The sequence below is a fragment of the Amycolatopsis sp. NPDC052450 genome, assembly GCF_044547565.1.
Lineage (GTDB): Bacteria > Actinomycetota > Actinomycetes > Mycobacteriales > Pseudonocardiaceae > Amycolatopsis.
The window spans coordinates 58,423-78,612 of record NZ_JBIUAQ010000031.1; the positions used below are offsets into that span (position 1 = coordinate 58,423).

The following is a 20,190-nucleotide window of genomic DNA, read 5'->3' on the forward strand; positions in this document are numbered from 1 at the left end:
GGGAAATCACCGAGGAGAACCCTTCGTGCCGCGCGAAACCGCGCGGCGAGGCATGACCGGGCGAGCCGTCGTCTCGCTGGTCGTCCTCGCCGCGACCGTGTACCTGCTGCTGACCACCGCCCCGCGTCTGGGCCTCGATCTGCGTGGTGGGACGCAGATCGTGCTGGAGACCAAGGATTCGCCCACCGTCACCGCCAACGCCGAAACCACCGACCGGACGCTCGAGGTACTGCGCCGCCGGGTCGACGCGCTGGGCGTCGCCGAGCCCATGCTGGCCCGCTCCGGGGACAATCGGATCATCGTCGAACTGCCCGGCGTCCGTGATCCACGTGAAGCCGTCGAGGTGATCGGCCGCACCGCGCAACTGTCGTTCCATCCCGTGGCCGGCACCGGCACCGCCTCCGGTGACTCGCGGGTCCTTCCCGACGAGAGCGGCCGGCCGCTCACGCTGGGGCCCGCCGCGCTGACCGGTGAAGGTGTCGACGAGGCACTCTCGTCGATCGACTCGCAGGGCGGCGGCTGGCTCGTTTCCGTTGACTTCAAAGGGGATGCCGGCCGCGCCTGGGAACGGCTGACCGGGCAGGCCGCCTGTTCGCCGCCCGGTGATCCGGCCCGCCGGGTGGCGATCGCGCTCGACGACAAGGTGATCTCGTCGCCGCAGGTCAGCCCGCAGGTCGCCTGCGGGGTCGGGATCGTCGGCGGGAGCACGCAGATCACCGGGCAGTTCTCCCCGGCCGAAGCGAAGGATCTGGCGCTGCTGATCAACGCCGGCGCGCTGCCGACGCCGGTCGAGATCATCGAGCAGCGCACCGTCGGACCCACGCTCGGCGCCGAGGCCATCGACGCCGGCGCGCGTGCCGCCGTGATCGGCCTGGCGCTCACCGCGCTGTTCCTCCTCGCCGTGTATCGCCTGGCCGGGCTGATCGCCGTGGGCGCGCTGGTGGCGTACGCCGCCGTCTCCTACGCCGCGCTGCTCGCCGTCGGCGCGACACTCACCTTGCCGGGGCTCGCCGGCTTCGTCCTGGCGATCGGCATGGCCGTCGACGCCACCGTGCTCGTCTTCGAAAGGGCGAGAGAGGAACACACGGTCAAACGGGGCGGTTCACTGCCGCGATCGGTCAGCCGCGGGTTCAGCGGGGCGTTGTCGGCGATCGTCGATTCGAACGTGACGACGCTGCTCGCCGCGGGCCTGCTGTTCTGGCTGGCGTCCGGACCGGTGCGCGGGTTCGGGGTGACGTTGTCCATCGGCGTCGTCGTCGCGTTGTTCATCTCGCTCGTGCTCACGCGTTTGCTGCTGCACCTGACGATGCGGGGCGCGGTCGCGCGCAGGCCGCGGCTTTCCGGGCTGACCCACGAGGGCAGGGTCCGCCAGTGGGTGAACCGCCGCGACCCCGGGTTCCTCGGCGAACCGCGACGCTGGCTGATGGTGGCGGGAGCGGTCGTCATCGCCGCGATCGCCGGGCTGTTCGTGGCCGGGCCGAACCTCGGCGTCGAGTTCACCGGCGGCAGGGTCGTCGAATACAGCACTTCGGCACCCGCCGACGTCGAGCGGGTGCGGGACGCGGTCTCCGACGCCGGATTCCCTCGCGCCGTCGTGCAGACATCCGGCGAGAAGGACATCTCGGTCCGCACCGAACCGATCGACGAAGACGCCACCGAACGGATCAGGACCGCCGTCGCGTCGGTCGCGGGTGACGCCACCGAGATCCGCGACGAGCAGATCGGCCCGAGCCTCGGCGCCGAACTGCGCGCCAAGGCGCTGATCGCGCTCTGCCTCGCGGTGCTGGCGCAGCTGATCTACCTGGCGGTGCGGTTCGACTGGCGGCTCGGCGTCGCCACGGTGGCGGCGCTCGCCCAGGACGTCCTGATCATCCTCGGGATCTTCGCCTGGCTGGGCAAATCCATGGACGGTGTCTTCCTCGCCGCGCTGCTGACGGTGATCGGGTACTCGGTCAACGACTCGGTGGTGGTCTTCGACCGGGTCCGGGAAGTACGCGGGCAACGCCGCAAGGAACCGTTCGCCCGTGGCGTCGGCACGGCGGTGCTCCAGACGTTGCCGCGGACGATCAACACCGGGATCGGGGTGCTGTTCGTCCTCGGGGCGCTGCTGTTCCTCGGGGACGGATCGCTGGCCGACTTCGCCCTCGCGCTGCTGCTCGGTCTCGTCGCGGGCACAGTGTCCACAGTGGCCACCGCCGGTCCCGTCGCGATCATGCTCGACAAGCGGTGGCCCGGGGCCGGACGTCCGGTCAGGAAGGCGTCGCGGACACGGTCGCGCGAAGACAACGGCGCGGTGGTGTGATCGACGTTCCTTTGTGGACCGCCGCGCCGCGCCCGGCCTCTATGCTCGTTCCCGGTGGCAGGGGAGTTCCACCGGGAACGAGGGCGGGTAAATGATCCAGAGCGTGCTCGTCGGCGCGGTCGTCGTGCTGGCCTGGACGATGACCGCGGCCCGGCTGGAGCGGTGGCAGATCACCGCGCCGATGGCGATGGTCGCGGCCGGGCTGGCGATCGGGTTCAGCACCCGCAACGACCTCGGAAACGGACTCAACACCGAGATCGCCCTCAACGCGGCGGAACTGATCCTCGCGCTGCTGTTGTTCGTGGACGCCACCGCGGTCAAGGGCGGCTATCTCGGTCATGACGCCAAGGCCGCGGTGCGGTTGCTGCTGATCGCGCTTCCGCTGACGATCCTGATCGTCATGGGCGTCGGCCTGCTGGTGCTGCCGGGTATCGGCTGGACGGTGGTGCTGCTGATCGCCTGCATCATCGCCCCCACGGATTTCGCGCCGGCGACCTCGGTGGTGCACGACGTCCGGGTGCCCGAACGCGTGCGGCATCTGCTGAACGTCGAAAGCGGCTACAACGACGGCGTCGTCGCCCCGGTGTTCATTTTCGCGCTCACCCTCGCGGGGAGCCACCACCAGGCGAACACGCCGGGCGAGGCCTTGCAGACCGCGATCCCCGCGGCGCTGCTGGCCGTGCTGGCGGGTTCCGTCATCGGCGCGGTGGCCGCGGTGGCGATGAACGTGACCGGCAGGCACGGCTGGTCGACGCGGCATTCCGCGCGGGTCGCCGCCGTCGCGTTGCCGCTGCTGACCTACACCGCCGCCGTCGCGATCGGCGGCAACGGCTTCGTCGCCGCGTTCATCTGCGGGATCGCCTACAAGACCGCCCGGCACCCGAGCGAAGACGAACTCGGGCTGGCCGAGGACGTCAGTTCGCTGTGCGGGCTGCTGATGTGGTTCGTCTTCGGCAGCACCGCTGTGCTGGTGCTGTCCTTCGGCCTCACCTGGGGCGTGGTGATCGTCAGCGTCGTCGCGCTGACCGTCGCCCGGCTGGTCCCGGTGCTGATCACCTTGCTGCGGACGGATTTCCGCTGGCGGGACCGGATGACCATCGGCCTGCTGGCCCCGCGCGGCGCGGCGTCGATCGTGTTCGGGCTGCTGGCCTTCAACTCGCTCGACGGGGACGCGGCGGACATCGCGTTGAGCGTCATGGCGGTGACGGTGCTGGCGAGCGTCGCGGCGCACGGTGTCGGGGCGTCGGCGTTCCTGAACCGCAAGTCGAAGAGGTCTTGACGGCTAGGCGCTTCCCCGCGGCTTCCGCTCGGCTTCGCTTCGCTCCGCCGGGGGCCCGAGGTGGGGCCCCAGGTGGGTTGGGGGCGCGCCGCGGGCCCCAAGGCACCGAGGGGGGCCCCCCCCACCCCGGGGCCGGATTACCGGGGCAAGGGGCGGGCGGGCGCGGCGCGCCCCCGCGGTTGCCGGGGGGCTGCGCTGCGCCCCGCGGGGGCCCCGCGGGGCGCCACCGGGGGCATTGGGGACACGCGGCGTCCCCAATGCCACATTGGGCGCACCGAACCAGCCGTCGGCGAAATGCCGGTACCATGGCGCGTCCTTCGGTTCCACTGTGAACACCGGCGAGGCTTCACCGGACGGCCGGTATTCGTAGTGCTGGACGCAGATCAGTCCCCGTTTGCTGGAGACGTCGAGACAGTTGAAGCCCGCGGACGAGATCCGCGACGAAACCCGGATCTCCAGTCTACCGCTCGTCCTGCTTTTCAAGGACGTCAGTTCGTCCAGGGTCGCGAGGATCCGCTGCCGCAGCCGCCCCTGCCCGAGGCTCTGGGAGATCCGGCGATCGGCGATGGCGACGAGCGCTTCGTCGGACGGATCGAGCACCAGGACCCGGATCCGTCCGCCCGCTTCGAGGATCGACCGGATGTCGCCGCGCATCCCCTGCACGGTCCTGGTCATCGAATGGCCGATGAGCAGGATGTCGAAGGCCGTCGCACGCCGGGAGATGAGATCCGGTGGGAAGAAGGTCGCCGGGCCGCCTTGAGCGGATCTGGGAGAAGGCGAGGAGGGCGAGCAACGCCGTCACCACGGACGAAAGCGTTTTGACGTCCGAGATCCCGGTCGCACCGAGAACGGTGAACACCAGTGCGACGGTTCCCAGTACGTACAGATCCAGATTGTCGTCGGTGATCACGCGCGCCGGCGACCGCCGGATCCGTCCATGCTCGTCCGCCGCCGAACCTCCTCGTCGTCGTTCCGTGGTGACGATATCGGCCGGTCGCCCGCCATGTCCGGGATTGCTGACATCGATGGCATCCCGGGAACCACCCGATACGAAGCCATTTGGCCCACTTGTTTGTCTGGTCCAGTCCAGTTATGTCTACTAACGTAGAGGGATGGAGCTGGAACTGCGCCACCTGCGCATCATGTGCGCGATCGCCGAACTCGGGAGTATCACCAAGGCGGCGAACACGCTCGGAATGGCGCAGCCTGCACTGACAGCACAACTGAAGCGCATCGAACGGACTCTCGGCGGGAAGCTCTTCCTGCGCGATCACACGGGCACCAGGCCGACCGCGCTCGGTCTCCTTGTCCTCGAGCGGGCCAAGATGGTGCTGCCCGCCGTGTCGTCCCTGCACGACGAGGCGGCGCGTCTCGCCCAGCACGCCGGGACCGGTGAGCCGGTGACCTTGCGGCTCGGCTCGGCGACGGGGCCGATGCTGGGGGCGCTCCTGCAGCGCCTCGGCACCACTCATCCCGACATCCACGTCGCCACGCATACGTCGTGGTCGTCCAACAAACTCGCTGACATGACCGCCGAAGGCGCGCTGGACTTCGCCTTCGTCGGCGTCTGCGGTGACGCCGCGCCGCCGCCCGAGCCCGGTCTTCGCTGGCGGACGCTCGCGCATCATCCGGTGTTCGTGCTGATGTCGGCGCGGGACGAGCGCGCGCAGCAGAGCGAAGTGGAACTCGGCGAGCTCGCGGACGAACGATGGTGTGCGACGCCGGGCGACGGATGCTTCGGTGACTGTTTCGCTTCCGCGTGCGCGCGATCGGGGTTCACGCCGCGTTCGCTGTACGAGACCGATGTGCTGACCTGTATCGAGATGGTCGAATCGGGACACGCGGTGGTGTTGTGTCAGCCGCTGTTCCACGAGATCCCGGGGATCGTCGCGGTCCCGATCGCGGGGAACCCGCTGAGCTGGCGGAATCTCGTCGGCTGGTCGGATCGAGGGGAGATGGGCCCCTTCGCCGCGGAGATGATCGCCCTGTCCCGCGCGGTGTACGGCGAGCTGATCGACCGGCGGCCGACCTACTCGAAGTATCTGGAGTTGAACCCGGGTTATGGCGTCGACTACACCGACGCAGGGGTGCGCTGACCTGCGCGGAAGTCGTTGAAAGGTCCAGTCCACTGACGTGGATATGACCTAAATGGTATGTACCTTTTGCGGCAGGTGCCTCGTACGGTCTGGGACGAGATCTTCTTCCGGAACGTCGGTGAGGAAACGCCTGAAATGAACCGAAAGATCGTAGCGGCCGCCGCGGCGGCCCTTACCGGTGCGGGCCTGGTCACGGCCGTCGCGCTGACACCGAGCGCCAGCGCCGGCCAGACCGCCACCGCGGCCGACCAGGTCCAGTCGGAGATCGTCGCCGCCCTGTCGCGCGACCTGAAGATCAGCCCGGACCAGGCGAGGACCCGGCTCGCCGTCGAGCAGAAGGCGGCGCGCGCCGACAGTGACCTCAAGACCCGGCTCGGCTCGTCCTACGCCGGATCGTGGCTGGACGCGACCGGGACCACGCTGACCGTCGCGGTCACCGACGCGGCGCTGGAGGGCACCGTGCGTGCCGCGGGCGCGACCCCGAAGACCGTCGCGCGGAGTGCCGCCCAGCTCGACGCGGCGAAGCTGTCGTTGGACGCCAAGGGAACCAGCGCGCCGAAGACGGTGCCCGGCTGGTACGTCGACGCCGTCACCAACTCGATCGTCGTCCTGGCCACCACGGGCACCGAAGCCGCCGCGAAGTCGTGGGCGACCGCGTCCGGCGTGCGTGCCGACGCGGTGCGGGTCGAGACCAGCACCGAAAGCCCCGTTCCGCTGATCGACGTCATCGGCGGCAACGCCTACACCTTCGGTTCGGGCCGTTGCTCGATCGGTTTCTCGGTCGAGGGCGGCTTCGTGACCGCCGGGCACTGCGGCACGACCGGAACGCGGACCTCGAACCCGAGCGGAAGCGTCGCGGGCTCCAGCTTCCCCGGCAACGACTACGGATGGGTCCGCGTGGACGCGGGCAACACCCCGCGTCCGCTGGTGAACCACTACCCGGGCACCGTGCCGGTGGCGGGCTCGCAGGAGGCCGCGATCGGCGCGTCGGTCTGCCGTTCCGGTTCCACGACGGGCTGGCACTGCGGCACCATCCAGCAGAAGAACGCCTCGGTGAACTACCCGCAGGGCACCGTTTCCGGCCTCACCCGGACCAACGCCTGCGCCGAACCCGGCGACTCCGGCGGTTCGTGGCTCGCGGGCGACCAGGCCCAGGGTGTCACCTCCGGCGGTTCCGGCAACTGCAGCTCGGGCGGCACGTTCTACTTCCAGCCGATCTCGGAGATCCTGAGCGTCTACAACCTGCGCCTGGTGACCTCGGGATCGAACCCGCCGTCCAGCACGACGCCGACCACCACGACGTCGAACAACCCGCCCGGCGGAACCTGGGCGGCGGGCACCACCTACGCCGCCGGCGCGACGGTGACTTACGGCGGTGCGTCGTACCGGGCCCTCCAGGGCCACACCGCACAGGCAGGTTGGGAGCCGCCGAACGTCCCAGCGCTTTGGGCGCGCGCCTGACCGCCTAGCCGTCCGGGCCACACGCAGGGGTGCGCCCGGACCCGACCGCCCCCGACGTCGTCCGTGCGTCGGGGGCGGTCCCTTTTCGTGAGCGGGGGGCGAATTCGGCTCAGTGCAGGACTTTCAGGCCGACCACACAGGCCACGATCCCCACGATCAGCAGAATTCGGGCCACCGACACGGTTTCCGCGCCCGACCACATGCCGTACGCGACGGTGAGCGAAGCCCCGATCCCGACCCAGACCGCGTAGGCGGTGCCGACGGGGAGATCCTTCATCGCGTAAGCGAGCCCCACCATGCTCGCCACCAGCGTGACGCCGAAGATCACCGACGGTACCGGCCGGGACAACCCTTCGGATTTGCCGAGGGCGGTGGCCCACACGGCTTCCAGTACACCCGAAACGATCAGGACAAGCCACGACATGACGCGCTCCCAGGGCGCCGTCTTGTCGCTGGCCGGGTACGGCACCCACTCGTCCGGGGACCTCGATCACGAGGTTCCACGATCCAGGATGGCACACCGCCGGGGAGGGCGCCCGCGGGTTTGACGAGGGTCACCACCACGACCGGTCCCGGGGAAGTTCAGCCGGTCAGCAGGGTCCGGGTCGTCTTGGCCACCAGGTCGACGGTGCGCGGTGGCGGCGCCTCGCCTCGGTCGAGATGTCTCCGCACCGCGGCGTACGGGAGGTCCACGAGGGCCAGCATCAGTTCGTCCGTGCTCCGGCCGGTCAGCGGGCGCAGCCGTCGCACGACCTTGGTGATCGCCGTTTCGAGGCGGCGATCGGCGTCTCCGACGCGGGCGCGGTCCTCGGCGCTCCAGTCATCGACACCGAGCGCGCCGCGGCCCCCGTAGAGCAGTTTCCCCTCGGCGGGATGGGCGCGGCACCAGCGGACGACCTGTGCCGCGGCTTCGACGGCCGCTTCGGCGACCGGTTCCTGTTCGAGGGCTTCGAGATAGCCCTGCTGGAAGCGGGTCACCGTGCGGAGCCAGACGGCGGCGAGCAGCGCCGGACGTCCGGGGAAGCGATGGTAGATCGACCCGCTCGGCGCGCCGACCTCGCGGGCGACGGCCGACATGGTCACTCCGGCGACCCCTTCGGCGGCGAAGATCCGCACGGCGGCGTCGAGGAAGTCGTCGGCGGTGTGCCGCGGTGGCCGTCCCATTTTCAGAGACTATCCTCTACTATGGTTTTAGGGGAAGGTCTCTAGAACTGGGAGGCGCGATGCGCGTGTGGAACAGGCACCACCGGATCGTCGACGTGCCGAGGGAGCGCGTCGGCGCGCTGATCGACACTCTTTCCGCGGACGGCGACAAGCTCTGGCCCGTCGACGCGTGGCCGCCGTTGCGGTTCGACCGGCCACTCGGGGTGGGGGCCGACGGCGGGCACGGGCCGGTGCGGTACCACGTGGAGTCCTACGAACCCGGGAGGTCCGTGCGGTTCAGGTTCACCGCGCCGCGCGGCTTCGACGGGTTCCACGAATTCACCTTGCGTGCGACGGAAAAGGGCGAGATCGAACTCGCGCACCTCATGGTGCTGCGGCTTCGGTGCCCGGCATGGTTCACCTATCCGCTGCTGTGGCGTCCGATGCACGACGCGCTGCTGGAAGACTGCCTCGACCGTGCCGAGCGTGAACTCACCGGCACGGTCGAGACGCCCGCGCGATGGAGCCGCTACGTCCGGCTCTTGCGGAACCTGATCTCCGGCAAGAGACCCTTTCGCTTGAGCGAGAACAAAGTGCCGCCGATGAGCACGACGGCGATCAAGTAACCCAGTGCCAGCGACACGGCGCCACCGTTCGCGGGCGGGAGCAGGACACCGAACACGGCGCTGACGCCGGCGAGGATCCAGCGTCCGCGGTCGGTCGTGAGGCTGACGGCCAGCAGTGCGACCGCCCACAGGAGATACCACGGCTGCACGACGGGGCCGAGCACCAGCATCGCGGCGAAAGTCAGGCCCGCGCCGTGGAGCGGGTGCAGTTTTTCCCGGTACGTGAGCCACAAGAGCCTGGCGCCGACGGCGAGACCGAGGATCGCGCCGACGAGCGAGAACACTTTGATCGCGCCGTCGGTGAGGTCCGCCCCGAAGATCTTGCCCACCCCGCCGACGAGGAAGCCGAGTTCGTTGGTGGGCGCCATCCAGCTGTGGACCTGGCCGGAAACCCCGGAAAGCACCCGGACCCAGCCGAAACCGAGCCCGCTGCCGAGTGAGATCGCCACCGTGACGGCGGCGAATCCGGCCGGCAGTCCGAGCGCCACCGCCGCCCGGCCCGCGGGCGTCGCCCGGCGGAACAGGTCGACGCCGACGAACAGCAGGCCCGCGACGGCCACGATCTTGATGTTCGCGGCGGCGCTCACCGCGATCACACCGGCGGCGATCAGCGCCGGCCGGGCCGCGCCGGTCTTCGCCGCGCCCATCAGGACGAGTTCGAGCCCGGCGACCATCAGCCCGACCATGAGCCCGTCGTTGTGCACGCCCGCCACGACGTGCCACAGGACGAGCGGGTTGAGTAGGGCGAGCCACAGCGCGATCGACGGCGAAACCCCGACGCGCCGGGCGAGCCGGGGGAGCGCCCAGGCCAGCAGCACGATCCCGATCAGCCCCAGCAGCCGGTGCAGCAGCACTGTCGGCACGAAGGCGTCCCCGGCGACGTGGGCGATCGCGCGGGCCAGCGCGACGAACGCCGGACCGTACGGTGCGGGCGTGTCCCGCCAGTAGTGGCTGACCGCCAGCGTCACCGGCGAATCGGCGCCGAGCGCCTCGGCCGGGCCCACGAGATAGGTGTCGAACCCCTTGGCCGCGATCAGGCCCTGCGCCAGGTAGCTGTTGATGTCGCCGCTGAACAGCGGGCGCGCGACCAGCAGCGGCGCGCACCAGGAGACCGCGATCCAGTACAGCCGCCGCTCGGGCAATCCGGCGGCCAGCCGCCCGATGCCGAGCCAGGACAGCACCAGGGTGGCCATCCCGGCGACGCCCAGCGCCACCACCAGCACCGAGGGCAGCCCGATCCCGGACGTGACCAGCACCAGCACGGCGATTCCGAGGAAACCCGCCCAGTGCAACGCCGAGATGTTCAGCCCGGTCTTCTCCGGCGCGGGCAAGACGTTCTGCATGCGGCCAAGCTACTCCAAGTGCGGAATCCGGTTCCGCCGAACGTACGGGAAACCGGCCGCGACGCTTCGGGGCCGCGTCCGCCGGGTACCCACGCGCTGGAGAGGCGGTGGTGGGCGTGAAGAAACGCTGGATGCGTCTCGGAGTGTTCGGCCTGGTCGGGCTCCTGATCGTCGCCGCGGCACTGCAGGTCGCCGGGGTGCTGCCGAAGCTCGACCCGTTCGGAACGTCCACTGTGGACCGCTCACAGCCCGCGGTGCTCCAGGCCGTCCGTGACCTGAGCGAATATCACGCGGCGGTCGGCGACTACCAGGTCGTCGTCGACATCGAGAAGGACGTCAAGTGGGTGCCCGCGAGCATCGCGGGGGAGCGCACCCTGTTCGTCTCGGCGGGCTCTGTCGACGCGTACGTCGATTTCGGGCCGCTGGTGGAGAATTCGCTGACCGTGTCCGAAGACCGGCGGTCGGTCGCGGTGCGGCTGCCAGAGCCGAAACTGGCGAAACCCAATCTGGACCACGAACGCAGCTACGTCTTCGGCCAGGAGCGCGGCCTGATCGACCGGCTCGGCGGACTGGTTTCCGTGCAGGACCAGCGGCCGTTCCACCTCGCCGCGGAGAAACGCATCGGTGAGGCCGCGCAACACTCCGGCCTGCTCGAACGCGCCAAGGCCAACACGAAGGCGATGCTCACGCAGCTGCTGAGGGGGCTGGGCTTCCAAGTCACCTTCCCGGCGGAACCGGCCACCTGACTCCCTCGCCCGCTTTGTCCGGTGTTTCGGCTGGTGAGCGAGGTGGTACGGCTTCCGCATGAACACGAAGCCGGTGCCGGAGCGGATCGCGGAAGTCTGGGGAGAACGCACCCCGTACACGCGTGGGACCGCTTGGCCCCGCAGAGCCGACTCCCACCTCGACGCGGGTGTCGCGGAATCCGACGTGGACCGCTGGGTCCAGTCCGCCTGCGTGCTGTGCAGCAATGGATGCGCCTGCGACATCGCGGTGAAGGACGGCCGGATGGTCGGTGTCCGCGGTCGCGAGACCGATCTGGTCAACCACGGAAGGATGGGCCCCAAAGGTCTCTACGGCTCGTGGCAGTGGAGCGGGAAGGACCGGTTGACCCGGCCGCTGATCCGTCGCGACGGTGAATTGGTGGAGTCCGGCTGGGACACCGCGATGGACCTGATCGTGCGGCGCTCCCGCGAGCTGCTGGACGAAACGGGGCCGCTGTCGCATGGTTTCTACACGAGCGGGCAGTTGTTCCTGGAGGAGTACTACACGCTCGGCGTCATCGGCAAAGCCGGCCTCGGCACCCCGCATATGGACGGCAACACCCGGTTGTGCACGGCCACTTCGGCCGCCGCGATGAAGGAGAGCTTCGGCTCCGACGGCCAGCCCGGGACCTACGCCGACATCGACTATTGCGACGCGCTGTTCCTCTTCGGCCACAACATGGCCGAGACGCAGACCGTGCTGTGGAGCCGCGTCCTCGACCGGCTCGCCGGCCCTGAGCCGCCCGTGGTCGTCGCCGTCGATCCGAGGCGGACGAAGGTCGCCGAGGCGGCGGAGGAGTCCGGTGGCCTCCACCTCGCTCCACTGCCCGGTACGAATCAGGCGTTGATGAACGGCCTGGTCCGCGAGCTGATCGTGAACAAGTGGCTCGACGAGGACTACGTTTCCGCGCACACCCTCGGCTTCTCCGAACTCGAAGCGACCGTCGAGCCGTACACGCCGCGGCACGTCGGCGAGATCTGCGGGATCGACCCGGACGCCGTGGTGCGGGCCGCCGAGATCTTCGGGACCTCCGAGCGGGTGCTGTCGACCGTGTTGCAGGGCTTCTACCAGTCGCATCAGGCCACCGCCGCGGCCTGTCAGGTCAACAACCTGCACCTGTTGCGGGGGATGATCGGCAAGCCGGGCGGCGGCGTGCTGCAGATGAACGGGCAGCCCACCGCGCAGAACACGCGCGAATGCGGGGCCGACGGCGACCTTCCCGGGTTTCGCAACTGGGAGAACCCCGACCACGTCCGGCAGCTGGCCGAACTGTGGAACGTCGACGAGCTGACCATCCCGCATTGGTCGCCGCCGACGCACGCCATGCAGATCTGGCGCTACGCCGAACAGGGGTCGATCCGGTTCCTCTGGATCTCGGCGACCAACCCGGCCGTCTCCATGCCGGAGCTGCCGCGCATCCGGGAGATCCTCGGCAAGGAGGATCTGTTCGTCGTCGTGCAGGACGGCTTCCGGACCGAGACGGCCGAATTCGCCGACGTCGTCCTCCCAGCCGCGCTCTGGGGCGAGAAACAAGGGACCTTCACCAACGCCAACCGCACGGTGCACCTGTCGGAGAAGGCGGTCGATCCGCCCGGTGAGGCCCGCGCCGATCTGGACATCTTCCTCGATTACGCGCGGCGGATGGATTTCCGTGACCGTGACGGCGATCCCCTGATCGGCTGGCGGACCCCGGAGGAGGCATTCCGGGCGTGGCAGGAGTGCAGCCGCGGCCGTCCGTGCGACTACAGCGGGCTGTCGTACGGCAAACTCCGCGGCGGCAGCGGGATCCAATGGCCTTGCGACGACGAACGGCCGGACGGTACCGAGCGGCTCTACCCGGACGGTGTGTTCGTCACGAAGTCCGAGGAGTGCGAGGACCACGGCCATGACCTGCTCACCGGCGGGACAATCTCGGCGCGGGAACACCGGGCCCTGCGCCCGGACGGGCGGGCGTTCCTGAAGGCGGCGGAGTACACGCCTCCACCGGAAGAACCCGACGAGCGTTATCCGTTCGTCTGCACGACCGGGCGCACCGTGTACCACTTCCACACCCGGACCAAGACCGGCCGCGCCCCGAAGCTCCGCCGGGCCGCGCCGGAACCGTGGGCGGAACTCGCCGCGGCCGACGCCGCCGATCTCGGGGTCACGGACGGAGATCTCGTCCGCGTCGAGTCCGCCAGGGGCGGGGTCGAGGTGCCGGTCCGCATCGGCCGTGTCCGCCAGGGCGTCGTCTTCCTGCCGTTCCACTACGGCTATTGGGACACCGGCGGCGACGGCAGGCCACGTGCCGCCAACGAACTGACCATGACCGAATGGGACCCGGTGTCGAAACAGCCGCTGTTCAAGATCGGCGCCGTCCGCGTCAGCAGGGTGGAGGGCTGACCCATGCACCTCGCGACCTATCTCGGGCTGCTGCACACTTCGCTGACCACTCTCGCCGACGCTTTCCGGGAGGTCGGCGCGGGGCACGGCGAGGAACCCGACGTCGAGCACACCTGTCTGCTCCTCGCCGGGCGGATCGACCGCCAGGCCGAGGCACTCGCCCCTGTCGTCGAGCGGTACGGCGAAGACCGTGAACAGGAGCCCGAACGGCTCCACGCCGCGGGTTTGGAAGCCACCCGAAGCGGTGGTGTCGGGTTGCTGCGCGACCTGCAAGACCTCTACGCGCTCGCCTCGTTCACCGACATCACCTGGACGGTGGTGGGCCAGGCCGCCCAAGGACTGCGTGACCGGGAACTGGTCGATCTCGTCGGGGACCACGAACAGGAGACGGCGCGGCAGCTGACCTGGCTCCGTACACGGATGAAGCAAAGCGCTCCTCAGGCACTCATCGCCGCACGGTGAATCCGCGTCCGTGCTGAGCCTGCCGCTCCGGTCTTGACCGGGGGCCCTCGTGCTGGTGGGCTGACGAAATCGACCGGGAGGCACGATGGAGACGAAGCCGAAGGACAGCCTGACCTACAGCGAACCGATCGCGACCGGCGAGGTCACGATCGACGTCGCCCCCGAGAAGGTGTACCGGCTCGTCAGCGACCCGGTCGCGATGGCCGAATGCGCCGAGGAACTGCACAAGGCGCGCTGGATCCACGGCGCGACCGAGGCGCGTGTCGGGAACTGGTTCGCCGGCAGCAACCGCAACGGACTCCGGCGCTGGGTGACCCACGCCGAGATCACCGAGGCCGAGCCGGGACGCCGGTTCGCCTACCGGGTGCGCACGCCGTTCTTCGTGCCGATTTCCCGCTGGGAGTACGACATCGTCCCCGTCGGCGAAGGCAGCCGCGTCACCGTGACGAACTGGCTGCGGGTGCCGCCGTGGTTCGTCCCGTTCGCCATCCTCATCACCGGCGAGCCCGACCGCGCCGGGACGAACCGGGCCAACATCGCCACCACTTTGCAGCGGGTGAAGGCCCGGCTCGAGGGCCGGGAGTGGCGCCACTGACGGGGCAGGGCCGAGGGAGGGTTGCGAAAGCCACTTTCGCAACCCTCAACGTTGCGAAAGTGGCTTTCGCAACACCGGCCAAGTGAGCGTCGAGGAAGTGGCCTTTCCCTTACCCGCTCTCGAAGTTCTGCATTCCCCGGCCCTCCAGTTTGCGCATCACCGGGCCGGACAGCAGACCGTGCACGAGGACCGACACCGCGATCGTGAGCGCCGTGACCCGCCAGAGCGAGTCGGCCATCGGGAAATCGCCGTGCCCCAGCGCGTAGGACAGGTAGTAGAGGCTGCCGATCCCGCGGATGCCGAAGAACGCGATCGCCGTCGCCGCCGGACGCGTGGTGGAGCCGCCGAGTAACGCCAGCGCGCCGAACAGCGGGCGCACGATCATCACCGCCGCGACGGCCACCAGGACTTCGACGAGAGTCACCCCGGAAAGGAGTCCGTCGCCCAGCGCCACCCCGAGCCCGAGCAGGGCCAGCGCGACGAAGAGTCGTTCCAGCTGATCGCCGAATTCGTGCAGCACCCCGTGGTACTCGTGCGACCGTTCGCTGGCGCGGATGGTCGCGGCGGCGGTGAACACCGCGACGAAGCCGATGCCGCCCAGCCATTCGCACAGCGCGAACGGAAGGAACGCGATGGCCAGCACCACCAGCCCGTCGGAGTATTCACCGAGGCGCAGCCGCTCGTGCCGCACCCGGAACATCAGCCAGGACAGCAGCCAGCCGCAGACCAGCCCGACCAGGACGGCGACCGCGAGCGGGATGAGGACCTCGGTCAGCACCCACGGCACGGGTGACGCGCTCGCCGTTCCGGCCAGTACGAGCGCCAGCAACACGAACGGCATCGCCAGTCCGTCGTTGAGCCCGGCCTCCGACGTCAGCGTGAACCTGATCTCGTTGTCCGAACCCCGGCCGTCCTCGGTATGCGGCGCGGGCACCTGGACATCGCTCGCCAGCACGGGATCGGTCGGTGACAGCACGGCCCCCAGCAGCAGTGCGGCGGCGGGGGACAGGGCGAGCGCCCACCAGCCGAGCAGGGCGACCGCGCAGACCGACAGCGGCAGCGTGATCGCCAGCAGCCGCCACGTCGAATTCCAGGACCGCCAGCCGAACACCCGGTCGGATTTCAGGCCCGCGCCGACCAGTGACACGAGCACGCCGAGTTCGGTGATCACCTCGACGGCGCCCAGATGCGACCGCGGGTCCAGCACTCCCTGGCCATAGGGGTAGCCGAAGGGGAGCAGTCCGAAAAGCAGCCCGCCCACCAGCAGGACCAGCGGCATCGACAGCGGGCGTTCGTGCAACAGGTTCGGCAGAACCGCGGCGCACAGCGCCAGAACGCCCGCCCCGGCGAGGAGTATCTCCATTCGCGCGGAGTACCCGGCTTGATCCTCCGGCAACCGGAAACGGCTCAGCCGCCGACTTCGAGTCCTTTGTGGATTGTCAGGCCGACGCCCGCGGCCAGCCGGTACGGCCGGGTGTCCACAATGGCGCCGAGCAGCCGTCGCAGCCGGGAGACCTCGGCGCGGACGGTGACGAGGTGTTCGGCGTCGCCGTAGAGCGCCCGGCTGAGCGCCTCGGCCGACAGCCCGGACGGGCCCGCCGTGTGCAGGTGCACCAGGATCTCCGCGTGCCGCGGCGTCACGGTGCGGACCCAGCCGACGTCACCCGAGGCCATCCGCAGCATCGGCGCGTGGCCGAGTTCGAGATCCAGCCGGACCCGGCGCGCGGTGTCGGCCGGGCGCACGAGCCAGCCTTCCGACAGCCGTTCGGGCAGGCAGGCGCCCAGGCCGGGAACGGCGAGGATCCGCCCTTCCGCGGGCGCGGCGATCCGCGCGCCGGAGGAGACCCCGGCGGAGTGGGCCACCCAGCCGTCGTCGTCCACGAGCAGTACCGGGCCGCCCACGCCGGTCACCACCGGTTCGGCGGTCCGGCGCAATCGGTCGAGCCCCTGCTGGTGGTGGCGCCAGAGTTCGGCTTCGACCAGCCGCCGTCCGGTCTCCACCAGCGCGCCGATCGCCGGGTGGAGGGTCAGCGCGGGACCGCTGACGTCGATCACCCCGAGCAGTTCGCCGGTGCGCGGATCGTGCACCGGCGAGGCGGTGCAGTACCAAGGATGCTGGCCCTGTTCGAAGTGTTCGCCCGCGAGCAGTTCCACCGGCGCGGCCTCGGCGAGCGCGGTGCCGATGGCGTTGGTGCCGACCCTGGCCTCGGTCCAGTCGGCGCCTTCGGTGAAGCCCAGCGTGTCGGCCCGGCGCCGCACCGCGGGCGAGCCGACCCGCCAGAGGATGACGCCCTCGGCGTCGGTCACCACCAGCAGCATGTTCGCGGTGTCGGCCGTCGCGCCGACCACCTGCCCGAGGTCCTCGATCACCCACCGCAGCGGGGAGCCGCGGCGACGGCGGGCGACCTCGTCGAGCGGCACCGAATCCCGGGTGTTCACCCCGTCGGCGGCGAGGCCCAGGCTCAGCATCCGTGACCACGACCGCGAAACCAGCGGCCGCGGCCGGACCCGCGGACGGCCGCCGCCGATCACGGCTTCGTGCATGCGGATCAGGTCCCGGGCGTGCATCGGCAGGTCGACGCCGGGCGGGACCGAACTGTGCACGCCCACAGGCCACCTCCGCACCATCGCGTCGACTGACCAGCATAGGTCCGCCGGTCGAGGCGCGCCAAGGAGCCGGGCTGCAACACGCTGCAACCCTTGCCGCCGTAGCCGCCCGCGGCGTGTGATCGGGGTAACAGCCGAACGCCGACGTTCAGGAGTGGCCATGACACAGACGGTGGACCGGATCGAGGCGACGGGCTCGCCGCAGGCTCGGGTCGATGCCTGGCTGAGCCGGTTCGAATCGGCCCTCGCCGCTCGCGACGCCGAAGCCGCCGCCGCGCTCTTCGCCGTCGACAGTTACTGGCGCGACTTGGTCGCCTTCACCTGGACGATCAAGACGGTCGAAGGTCGCGACGAGGTGGCCGGCATGCTCGGCGCCTGTCTCGACCGGATCGCGCCGTCCGGGTTCCGCACCACCGAGACGCCGACCGAAGCCGACGGTGTCACCGAAGCGTGGCTGGAGTTCGAAACCGCGACAGGGCGCGCGAAAGGCCATTTGAGGCTGAAGGACGAAGGCGCCTGGACGCTGTTGACGAGCCTGCGGGAGCTCAAGGGTTTCGAGGAACGTCGCAACGATCAGCGGCCGAAGGGCGTCGAGCACGGCGTCGTCCGCGGCCGGAAGTCGTGGGCCGAGAAACGCGAAGAGGAGCGGACTCGGCTCGGCTACGAGCAGCAGCCGTACGTCGTCGTGATCGGCGGCGGGCAGGGTGGGATCGCGCTCGGCGCCAGGCTGCGGCAGCTCGACGTGCCGACGCTCGTCCTGGAACGCAACGAGCGGCCCGGCGACTCGTGGCGCAAGCGCTACAAGAACCTCTGCCTGCACGACCCGGTCTGGTACGACCACCTGCCCTATCTGCCGTTCCCGGACAACTGGCCGGTGTTCGCGCCCAAGGACAAGATCGCCGACTGGCTCGAGATGTACACACGGCTTATGGAGGTGCCGTACTGGAGCAGCACCGAGGTGACGTCCGCTTCCTGGGACGAGGAACAGAAGCAGTGGCTGGTGACCGTCGTCCGCGAGGGCGAGGAACTGGTGCTCACGCCGCGGCACGTCGTGTTCGCGACCGGGATGTCCGGGAAACCGAACATCCCGTCGTTCCCCGGAATGGACGTCTTCGAAGGCGATCAGCACCATTCGTCCCAGCACCCCGGCCCGGACTCCTACGACGGCAAGAAGGCGGTCGTGGTCGGCTCCAACAACTCCGCGCACGACATCTGCGCGGCACTGTGGGAACACGGCGCCGACGTCACCATGGTGCAACGGTCCTCGACCCATGTGGTGAAGTCGGATTCGCTGATGGAGCTGGGACTCGGCGACCTGTACTCGGAACGCGCGGTGCGGTCGGGGATCACCACAGACAAGGCGGACATGATCTTCGCGTCGATCCCGTACCGGATCATGCCGCGGTTCCAGATCCCGGTGTACGACGCGATCCGTGAGCGGGACAAGGACTTCTACGCGCGGCTGGAAGCGGCCGGGTTCCAGCACGACTGGGGCGACGACGGATCCGGACTGTTCCTGAAGTACCTGCGCCGCGGTTCCGGCTATTACATCGACGTCGGCGCGGCGGAACTGGTCGCCGACGGGAAGATCAAGCTGGCCCACGGCCAGGTCGACCGGCTGACCCGTGACGCGGTGGTGCTGTCCGACGGCACGGAACTGAAAGCGGACCTCGTCGTCTACGCCACCGGCTACGGCTCGATGAACGGCTGGGTCGCCGACCTGGTCGGCCAGGAGACCGCGGACCTCGTCGGCAAATGCTGGGGCCTCGGCTCCGCGACGACGAAGGACCCCGGCCCTTGGGAGGGCGAGCAGCGCAACATGTGGAAGCCCACTCAGAAGGAAGGCCTGTGGTTCCACGGCGGGAACCTGCACCAGTCGCGGCACTACTCGCTTTACCTCGCACTGCAACTGAAAGCGCGCTACGAGGGCATCCCGACGCCGGTGTTCGGCCTGCAGGAGGTGCACCACAAGGCGTGAGGAACACCGAGGCTTCGGTGCCGGACCCTGGCGGCCCCGGCCCCGGAGGGCGCCGCCTCCGGACCCCGGGCGGTCGACGACGCCGGGCACCGTTCCCCGGACCCCGGACGGTTCCCGGCGTCGTATCCACGGTCAGCGGATCCGGGCCGCTTTCGCGTAACGGCGGGCCAGGACGGCGAAAGCCTCCCGCAGTTCGGGAGGCCCGACGACTTCGACGTCGGCGTCGAACCGGCCGATACTCGCCGCGAGCCCGGCCCACGACCACGATCCCAGCGCCAGGCGGCACCGATCCGGTCCGAGTCCTTCCACCACGCCGTCGCGGACGTAGTGGGAAACGGTGGCCGCGGGAAGGTCGAGGATGACTTCGCCGCGGCACGGCCACTCGCCGGATTCCGAAGAGCCCCGGAACCGGCTCGCGACGAACGTGGCGACGTCGGGGGCAGGCAGCTCACGCGGCGTGAAGCGCGGGCCGGCAGGGGTACGCGGGGAGATCCGGTCGGCGCGGAAGGTGCGCCAGTCCGCGCGATCGAGATCCCAGGCGACGAGATACCAGCGGCCGTGCCAGGTGACGAGATGATGCGGTTCCACCCGGCGCGGCCCGTCCGCGTAGCCGAACCGGAGGATCTCGCGGGCGTGCACGGCCGCGCCGAGCGCGAGCAGGACGTCGCCGTCCACGCGGGGTTCCGACCGGCTCGCGGGTGATTCGACCGCGGTGACCCGCAGCGTGTCGATCCGGCGCCGCAACCGCGAGGGCATCACCTGCCGGACGGTGTGCAGCGCCCGCATCGCCGCCTCCTCGATCCCCGCGCCGCTGGTGGTGGCGATCTGGAGCGCGACGGCCAGCGCCACCGCCTGGTCGTCGTCGAAGAGCAGCGGTGGCAGTTCGGACCCGGCGTCGAGCCGGTACCCGCCGTCGGGACCTTTGATCGTCGCGATGGGGTAGCCGAGCTCGCGGAGCCTGTCGACGTCGCGCCGCACGGTGCGCGGGCTGATGTCCAGCCGCTCGGCCAGCAGCGCTCCCGGCCAGTCGCGGCGGGCCTGCAGCAACGAGAGCATCGACAGCAGACGCGCGGAGGTCTTCGGCATGTTTCCATGATGCCTTCAGTAGAGGCCACAACCTGTCCTCTACCCCTGCGAGAGTCGTCGTGTGC

General features: G+C 69.8%; 17 protein-coding genes and 1 riboswitch. Of the genes, 11 read left to right on the forward strand and 6 right to left on the reverse strand.

Going from position 1 to position 20,190, the window contains the following annotated elements:
• The first annotated feature begins 25 nt into the window (after window positions 1-25).
• From secD to ACIHAO_RS34985, 5 genes are all read left to right on the forward strand, one after another.
• Window positions 26-2,302 (forward strand): protein translocase subunit SecD, encoded by a 2,277-nt coding sequence (secD, locus tag ACIHAO_RS34965; RefSeq protein ID WP_396565194.1) that lies wholly within the window; start codon window positions 26-28, stop codon window positions 2,300-2,302.
• A gap of 91 nt (window positions 2,303-2,393) precedes the next feature.
• A complete protein-coding gene (locus tag ACIHAO_RS34970; RefSeq protein WP_396565196.1) occupies window positions 2,394-3,581 on the forward strand; it encodes a cation:proton antiporter in 1,188 nt (395 codons plus the stop codon).
• 415 nt (window positions 3,582-3,996) lie between these two features.
• Window positions 3,997-4,341: a hypothetical protein gene (locus ACIHAO_RS34975; RefSeq protein ID WP_396565198.1), complete on the forward strand. Its 345-nt coding sequence runs from the start codon at window positions 3,997-3,999 to the stop codon at window positions 4,339-4,341.
• A gap of 352 nt (window positions 4,342-4,693) precedes the next feature.
• The gene (locus ACIHAO_RS34980) at window positions 4,694-5,677 is read left to right on the forward strand and encodes a LysR family transcriptional regulator (protein ID WP_125787002.1); all 984 of its coding nucleotides are present in this window, start codon (window positions 4,694-4,696) and stop codon (window positions 5,675-5,677) included.
• A 135-nt stretch (window positions 5,678-5,812) separates the two neighbouring features.
• Entirely contained in the window at window positions 5,813-7,138 is a 1,326-nt protein-coding gene (locus ACIHAO_RS34985; RefSeq protein ID WP_396565201.1) for an alpha-lytic protease prodomain-containing protein, read from the forward strand.
• A gap of 109 nt (window positions 7,139-7,247) precedes the next feature.
• Here the strand turns inward: ACIHAO_RS34985 and ACIHAO_RS34990 are convergent, their stop codons facing one another.
• Both ACIHAO_RS34990 and ACIHAO_RS34995 read right to left on the reverse strand, forming a co-directional pair.
• A complete protein-coding gene (locus tag ACIHAO_RS34990; RefSeq protein ID WP_063277207.1) occupies window positions 7,248-7,562 on the reverse strand; it encodes a multidrug efflux SMR transporter in 315 nt (104 codons plus the stop codon).
• Window positions 7,563-7,573: 11 nt separating this feature from the next.
• Window positions 7,574-7,642: riboswitch (guanidine-III (ykkC-III) riboswitch) on the reverse strand.
• A 78-nt stretch (window positions 7,643-7,720) separates the two neighbouring features.
• Window positions 7,721-8,302, reverse strand: coding sequence for a TetR/AcrR family transcriptional regulator (locus ACIHAO_RS34995; RefSeq protein ID WP_396565204.1), 582 nt, complete (start codon window positions 8,300-8,302; stop codon window positions 7,721-7,723).
• A gap of 59 nt (window positions 8,303-8,361) precedes the next feature.
• Between ACIHAO_RS34995 and ACIHAO_RS35000 the strand changes: the two genes are divergently transcribed.
• Window positions 8,362-8,907, forward strand: a complete 546-nt coding sequence (locus ACIHAO_RS35000; RefSeq protein ID WP_396565206.1) for an SRPBCC family protein — start codon at window positions 8,362-8,364, stop codon at window positions 8,905-8,907.
• On the opposite strand, the gene mptB is transcribed toward ACIHAO_RS35000, so the two are convergent.
• On the reverse strand, window positions 8,811-10,250 hold the full coding sequence (gene mptB / locus ACIHAO_RS35005; RefSeq protein ID WP_396565208.1) for a polyprenol phosphomannose-dependent alpha 1,6 mannosyltransferase MptB: 1,440 nt from the start codon (window positions 10,248-10,250) through the stop codon (window positions 8,811-8,813). The genes ACIHAO_RS35000 and mptB overlap by 97 nt on opposite strands.
• 110 nt (window positions 10,251-10,360) lie before the next feature.
• Between mptB and ACIHAO_RS35010 the strand changes: the two genes are divergently transcribed.
• The 4 genes from ACIHAO_RS35010 (at window position 10,361) to ACIHAO_RS35025 (ending at window position 14,454) form a co-directional block, all read left to right on the forward strand.
• On the forward strand, window positions 10,361-10,996 hold the full coding sequence (locus ACIHAO_RS35010) for a DUF4230 domain-containing protein (protein WP_396565275.1): 636 nt from the start codon (window positions 10,361-10,363) through the stop codon (window positions 10,994-10,996).
• A gap of 58 nt (window positions 10,997-11,054) precedes the next feature.
• Complete coding sequence (locus ACIHAO_RS35015) at window positions 11,055-13,397, forward strand: molybdopterin oxidoreductase family protein (protein WP_396565210.1); 2,343 nt, start codon at window positions 11,055-11,057, stop codon at window positions 13,395-13,397.
• A gap of 3 nt (window positions 13,398-13,400) precedes the next feature.
• Entirely contained in the window at window positions 13,401-13,859 is a 459-nt protein-coding gene (locus ACIHAO_RS35020; RefSeq protein ID WP_396565212.1) for a hypothetical protein, read from the forward strand.
• An 85-nt stretch (window positions 13,860-13,944) separates the two neighbouring features.
• Window positions 13,945-14,454 carry an SRPBCC family protein gene (locus tag ACIHAO_RS35025; protein WP_396565214.1) on the forward strand — a complete coding sequence of 170 codons (510 nt, stop codon included), beginning with the start codon at window positions 13,945-13,947 and terminating at the stop codon, window positions 14,452-14,454.
• 109 nt (window positions 14,455-14,563) lie between these two features.
• Here ACIHAO_RS35025 and ACIHAO_RS35030 read toward each other — a convergent pair whose 3' ends face one another.
• Together ACIHAO_RS35030 and ACIHAO_RS35035 are read right to left on the reverse strand one after the other, a co-directional pair.
• Window positions 14,564-15,817: a cation:proton antiporter gene (locus tag ACIHAO_RS35030; RefSeq protein ID WP_396565216.1), complete on the reverse strand. Its 1,254-nt coding sequence runs from the start codon at window positions 15,815-15,817 to the stop codon at window positions 14,564-14,566.
• A gap of 44 nt (window positions 15,818-15,861) precedes the next feature.
• A complete protein-coding gene (locus ACIHAO_RS35035; protein WP_396565218.1) occupies window positions 15,862-17,064 on the reverse strand; it encodes a transcriptional regulator in 1,203 nt (400 codons plus the stop codon).
• Between the two features lie 157 nt (window positions 17,065-17,221).
• Here ACIHAO_RS35035 and ACIHAO_RS35040 point away from each other — a divergent pair, with 157 nt between their 5' ends.
• A complete protein-coding gene (locus ACIHAO_RS35040) occupies window positions 17,222-19,039 on the forward strand; it encodes a flavin-containing monooxygenase (protein ID WP_396565220.1) in 1,818 nt (605 codons plus the stop codon).
• A 132-nt stretch (window positions 19,040-19,171) separates the two neighbouring features.
• Here ACIHAO_RS35040 and ACIHAO_RS35045 read toward each other — a convergent pair whose 3' ends face one another.
• Window positions 19,172-20,125 (reverse strand): helix-turn-helix transcriptional regulator, encoded by a 954-nt coding sequence (locus tag ACIHAO_RS35045; RefSeq protein ID WP_396565222.1) that lies wholly within the window; start codon window positions 20,123-20,125, stop codon window positions 19,172-19,174.
• Window positions 20,126-20,190: the final 65 nt, after the last annotated feature.

Coding starts and splice junctions, on each gene's coding strand:
- ACIHAO_RS35000 (WP_396565206.1), top strand. CDS start 8,362: ATGCGCGTGTGGAACAGGCACCACCGGATCGTCGACGTGCCGAGGGAG.
- mptB (WP_396565208.1), bottom strand. CDS start 10,250: ATGCAGAACGTCTTGCCCGCGCCGGAGAAGACCGGGCTGAACATCTCG.
- ACIHAO_RS35025 (WP_396565214.1), top strand. CDS start 13,945: ATGGAGACGAAGCCGAAGGACAGCCTGACCTACAGCGAACCGATCGCG.
- ACIHAO_RS34985 (WP_396565201.1), top strand. CDS start 5,813: ATGAACCGAAAGATCGTAGCGGCCGCCGCGGCGGCCCTTACCGGTGCG.
- ACIHAO_RS34990 (WP_063277207.1), bottom strand. CDS start 7,562: ATGTCGTGGCTTGTCCTGATCGTTTCGGGTGTACTGGAAGCCGTGTGG.
- ACIHAO_RS34980 (WP_125787002.1), top strand. CDS start 4,694: ATGGAGCTGGAACTGCGCCACCTGCGCATCATGTGCGCGATCGCCGAA.
- ACIHAO_RS35040 (WP_396565220.1), top strand. CDS start 17,222: ATGACACAGACGGTGGACCGGATCGAGGCGACGGGCTCGCCGCAGGCT.
- ACIHAO_RS35020 (WP_396565212.1), top strand. CDS start 13,401: ATGCACCTCGCGACCTATCTCGGGCTGCTGCACACTTCGCTGACCACT.
- ACIHAO_RS34970 (WP_396565196.1), top strand. CDS start 2,394: ATGATCCAGAGCGTGCTCGTCGGCGCGGTCGTCGTGCTGGCCTGGACG.
- ACIHAO_RS35015 (WP_396565210.1), top strand. CDS start 11,055: ATGAACACGAAGCCGGTGCCGGAGCGGATCGCGGAAGTCTGGGGAGAA.
- ACIHAO_RS35030 (WP_396565216.1), bottom strand. CDS start 15,817: ATGGAGATACTCCTCGCCGGGGCGGGCGTTCTGGCGCTGTGCGCCGCG.
- ACIHAO_RS34995 (WP_396565204.1), bottom strand. CDS start 8,302: ATGGGACGGCCACCGCGGCACACCGCCGACGACTTCCTCGACGCCGCC.
- ACIHAO_RS35045 (WP_396565222.1), bottom strand. CDS start 20,125: ATGCCGAAGACCTCCGCGCGTCTGCTGTCGATGCTCTCGTTGCTGCAG.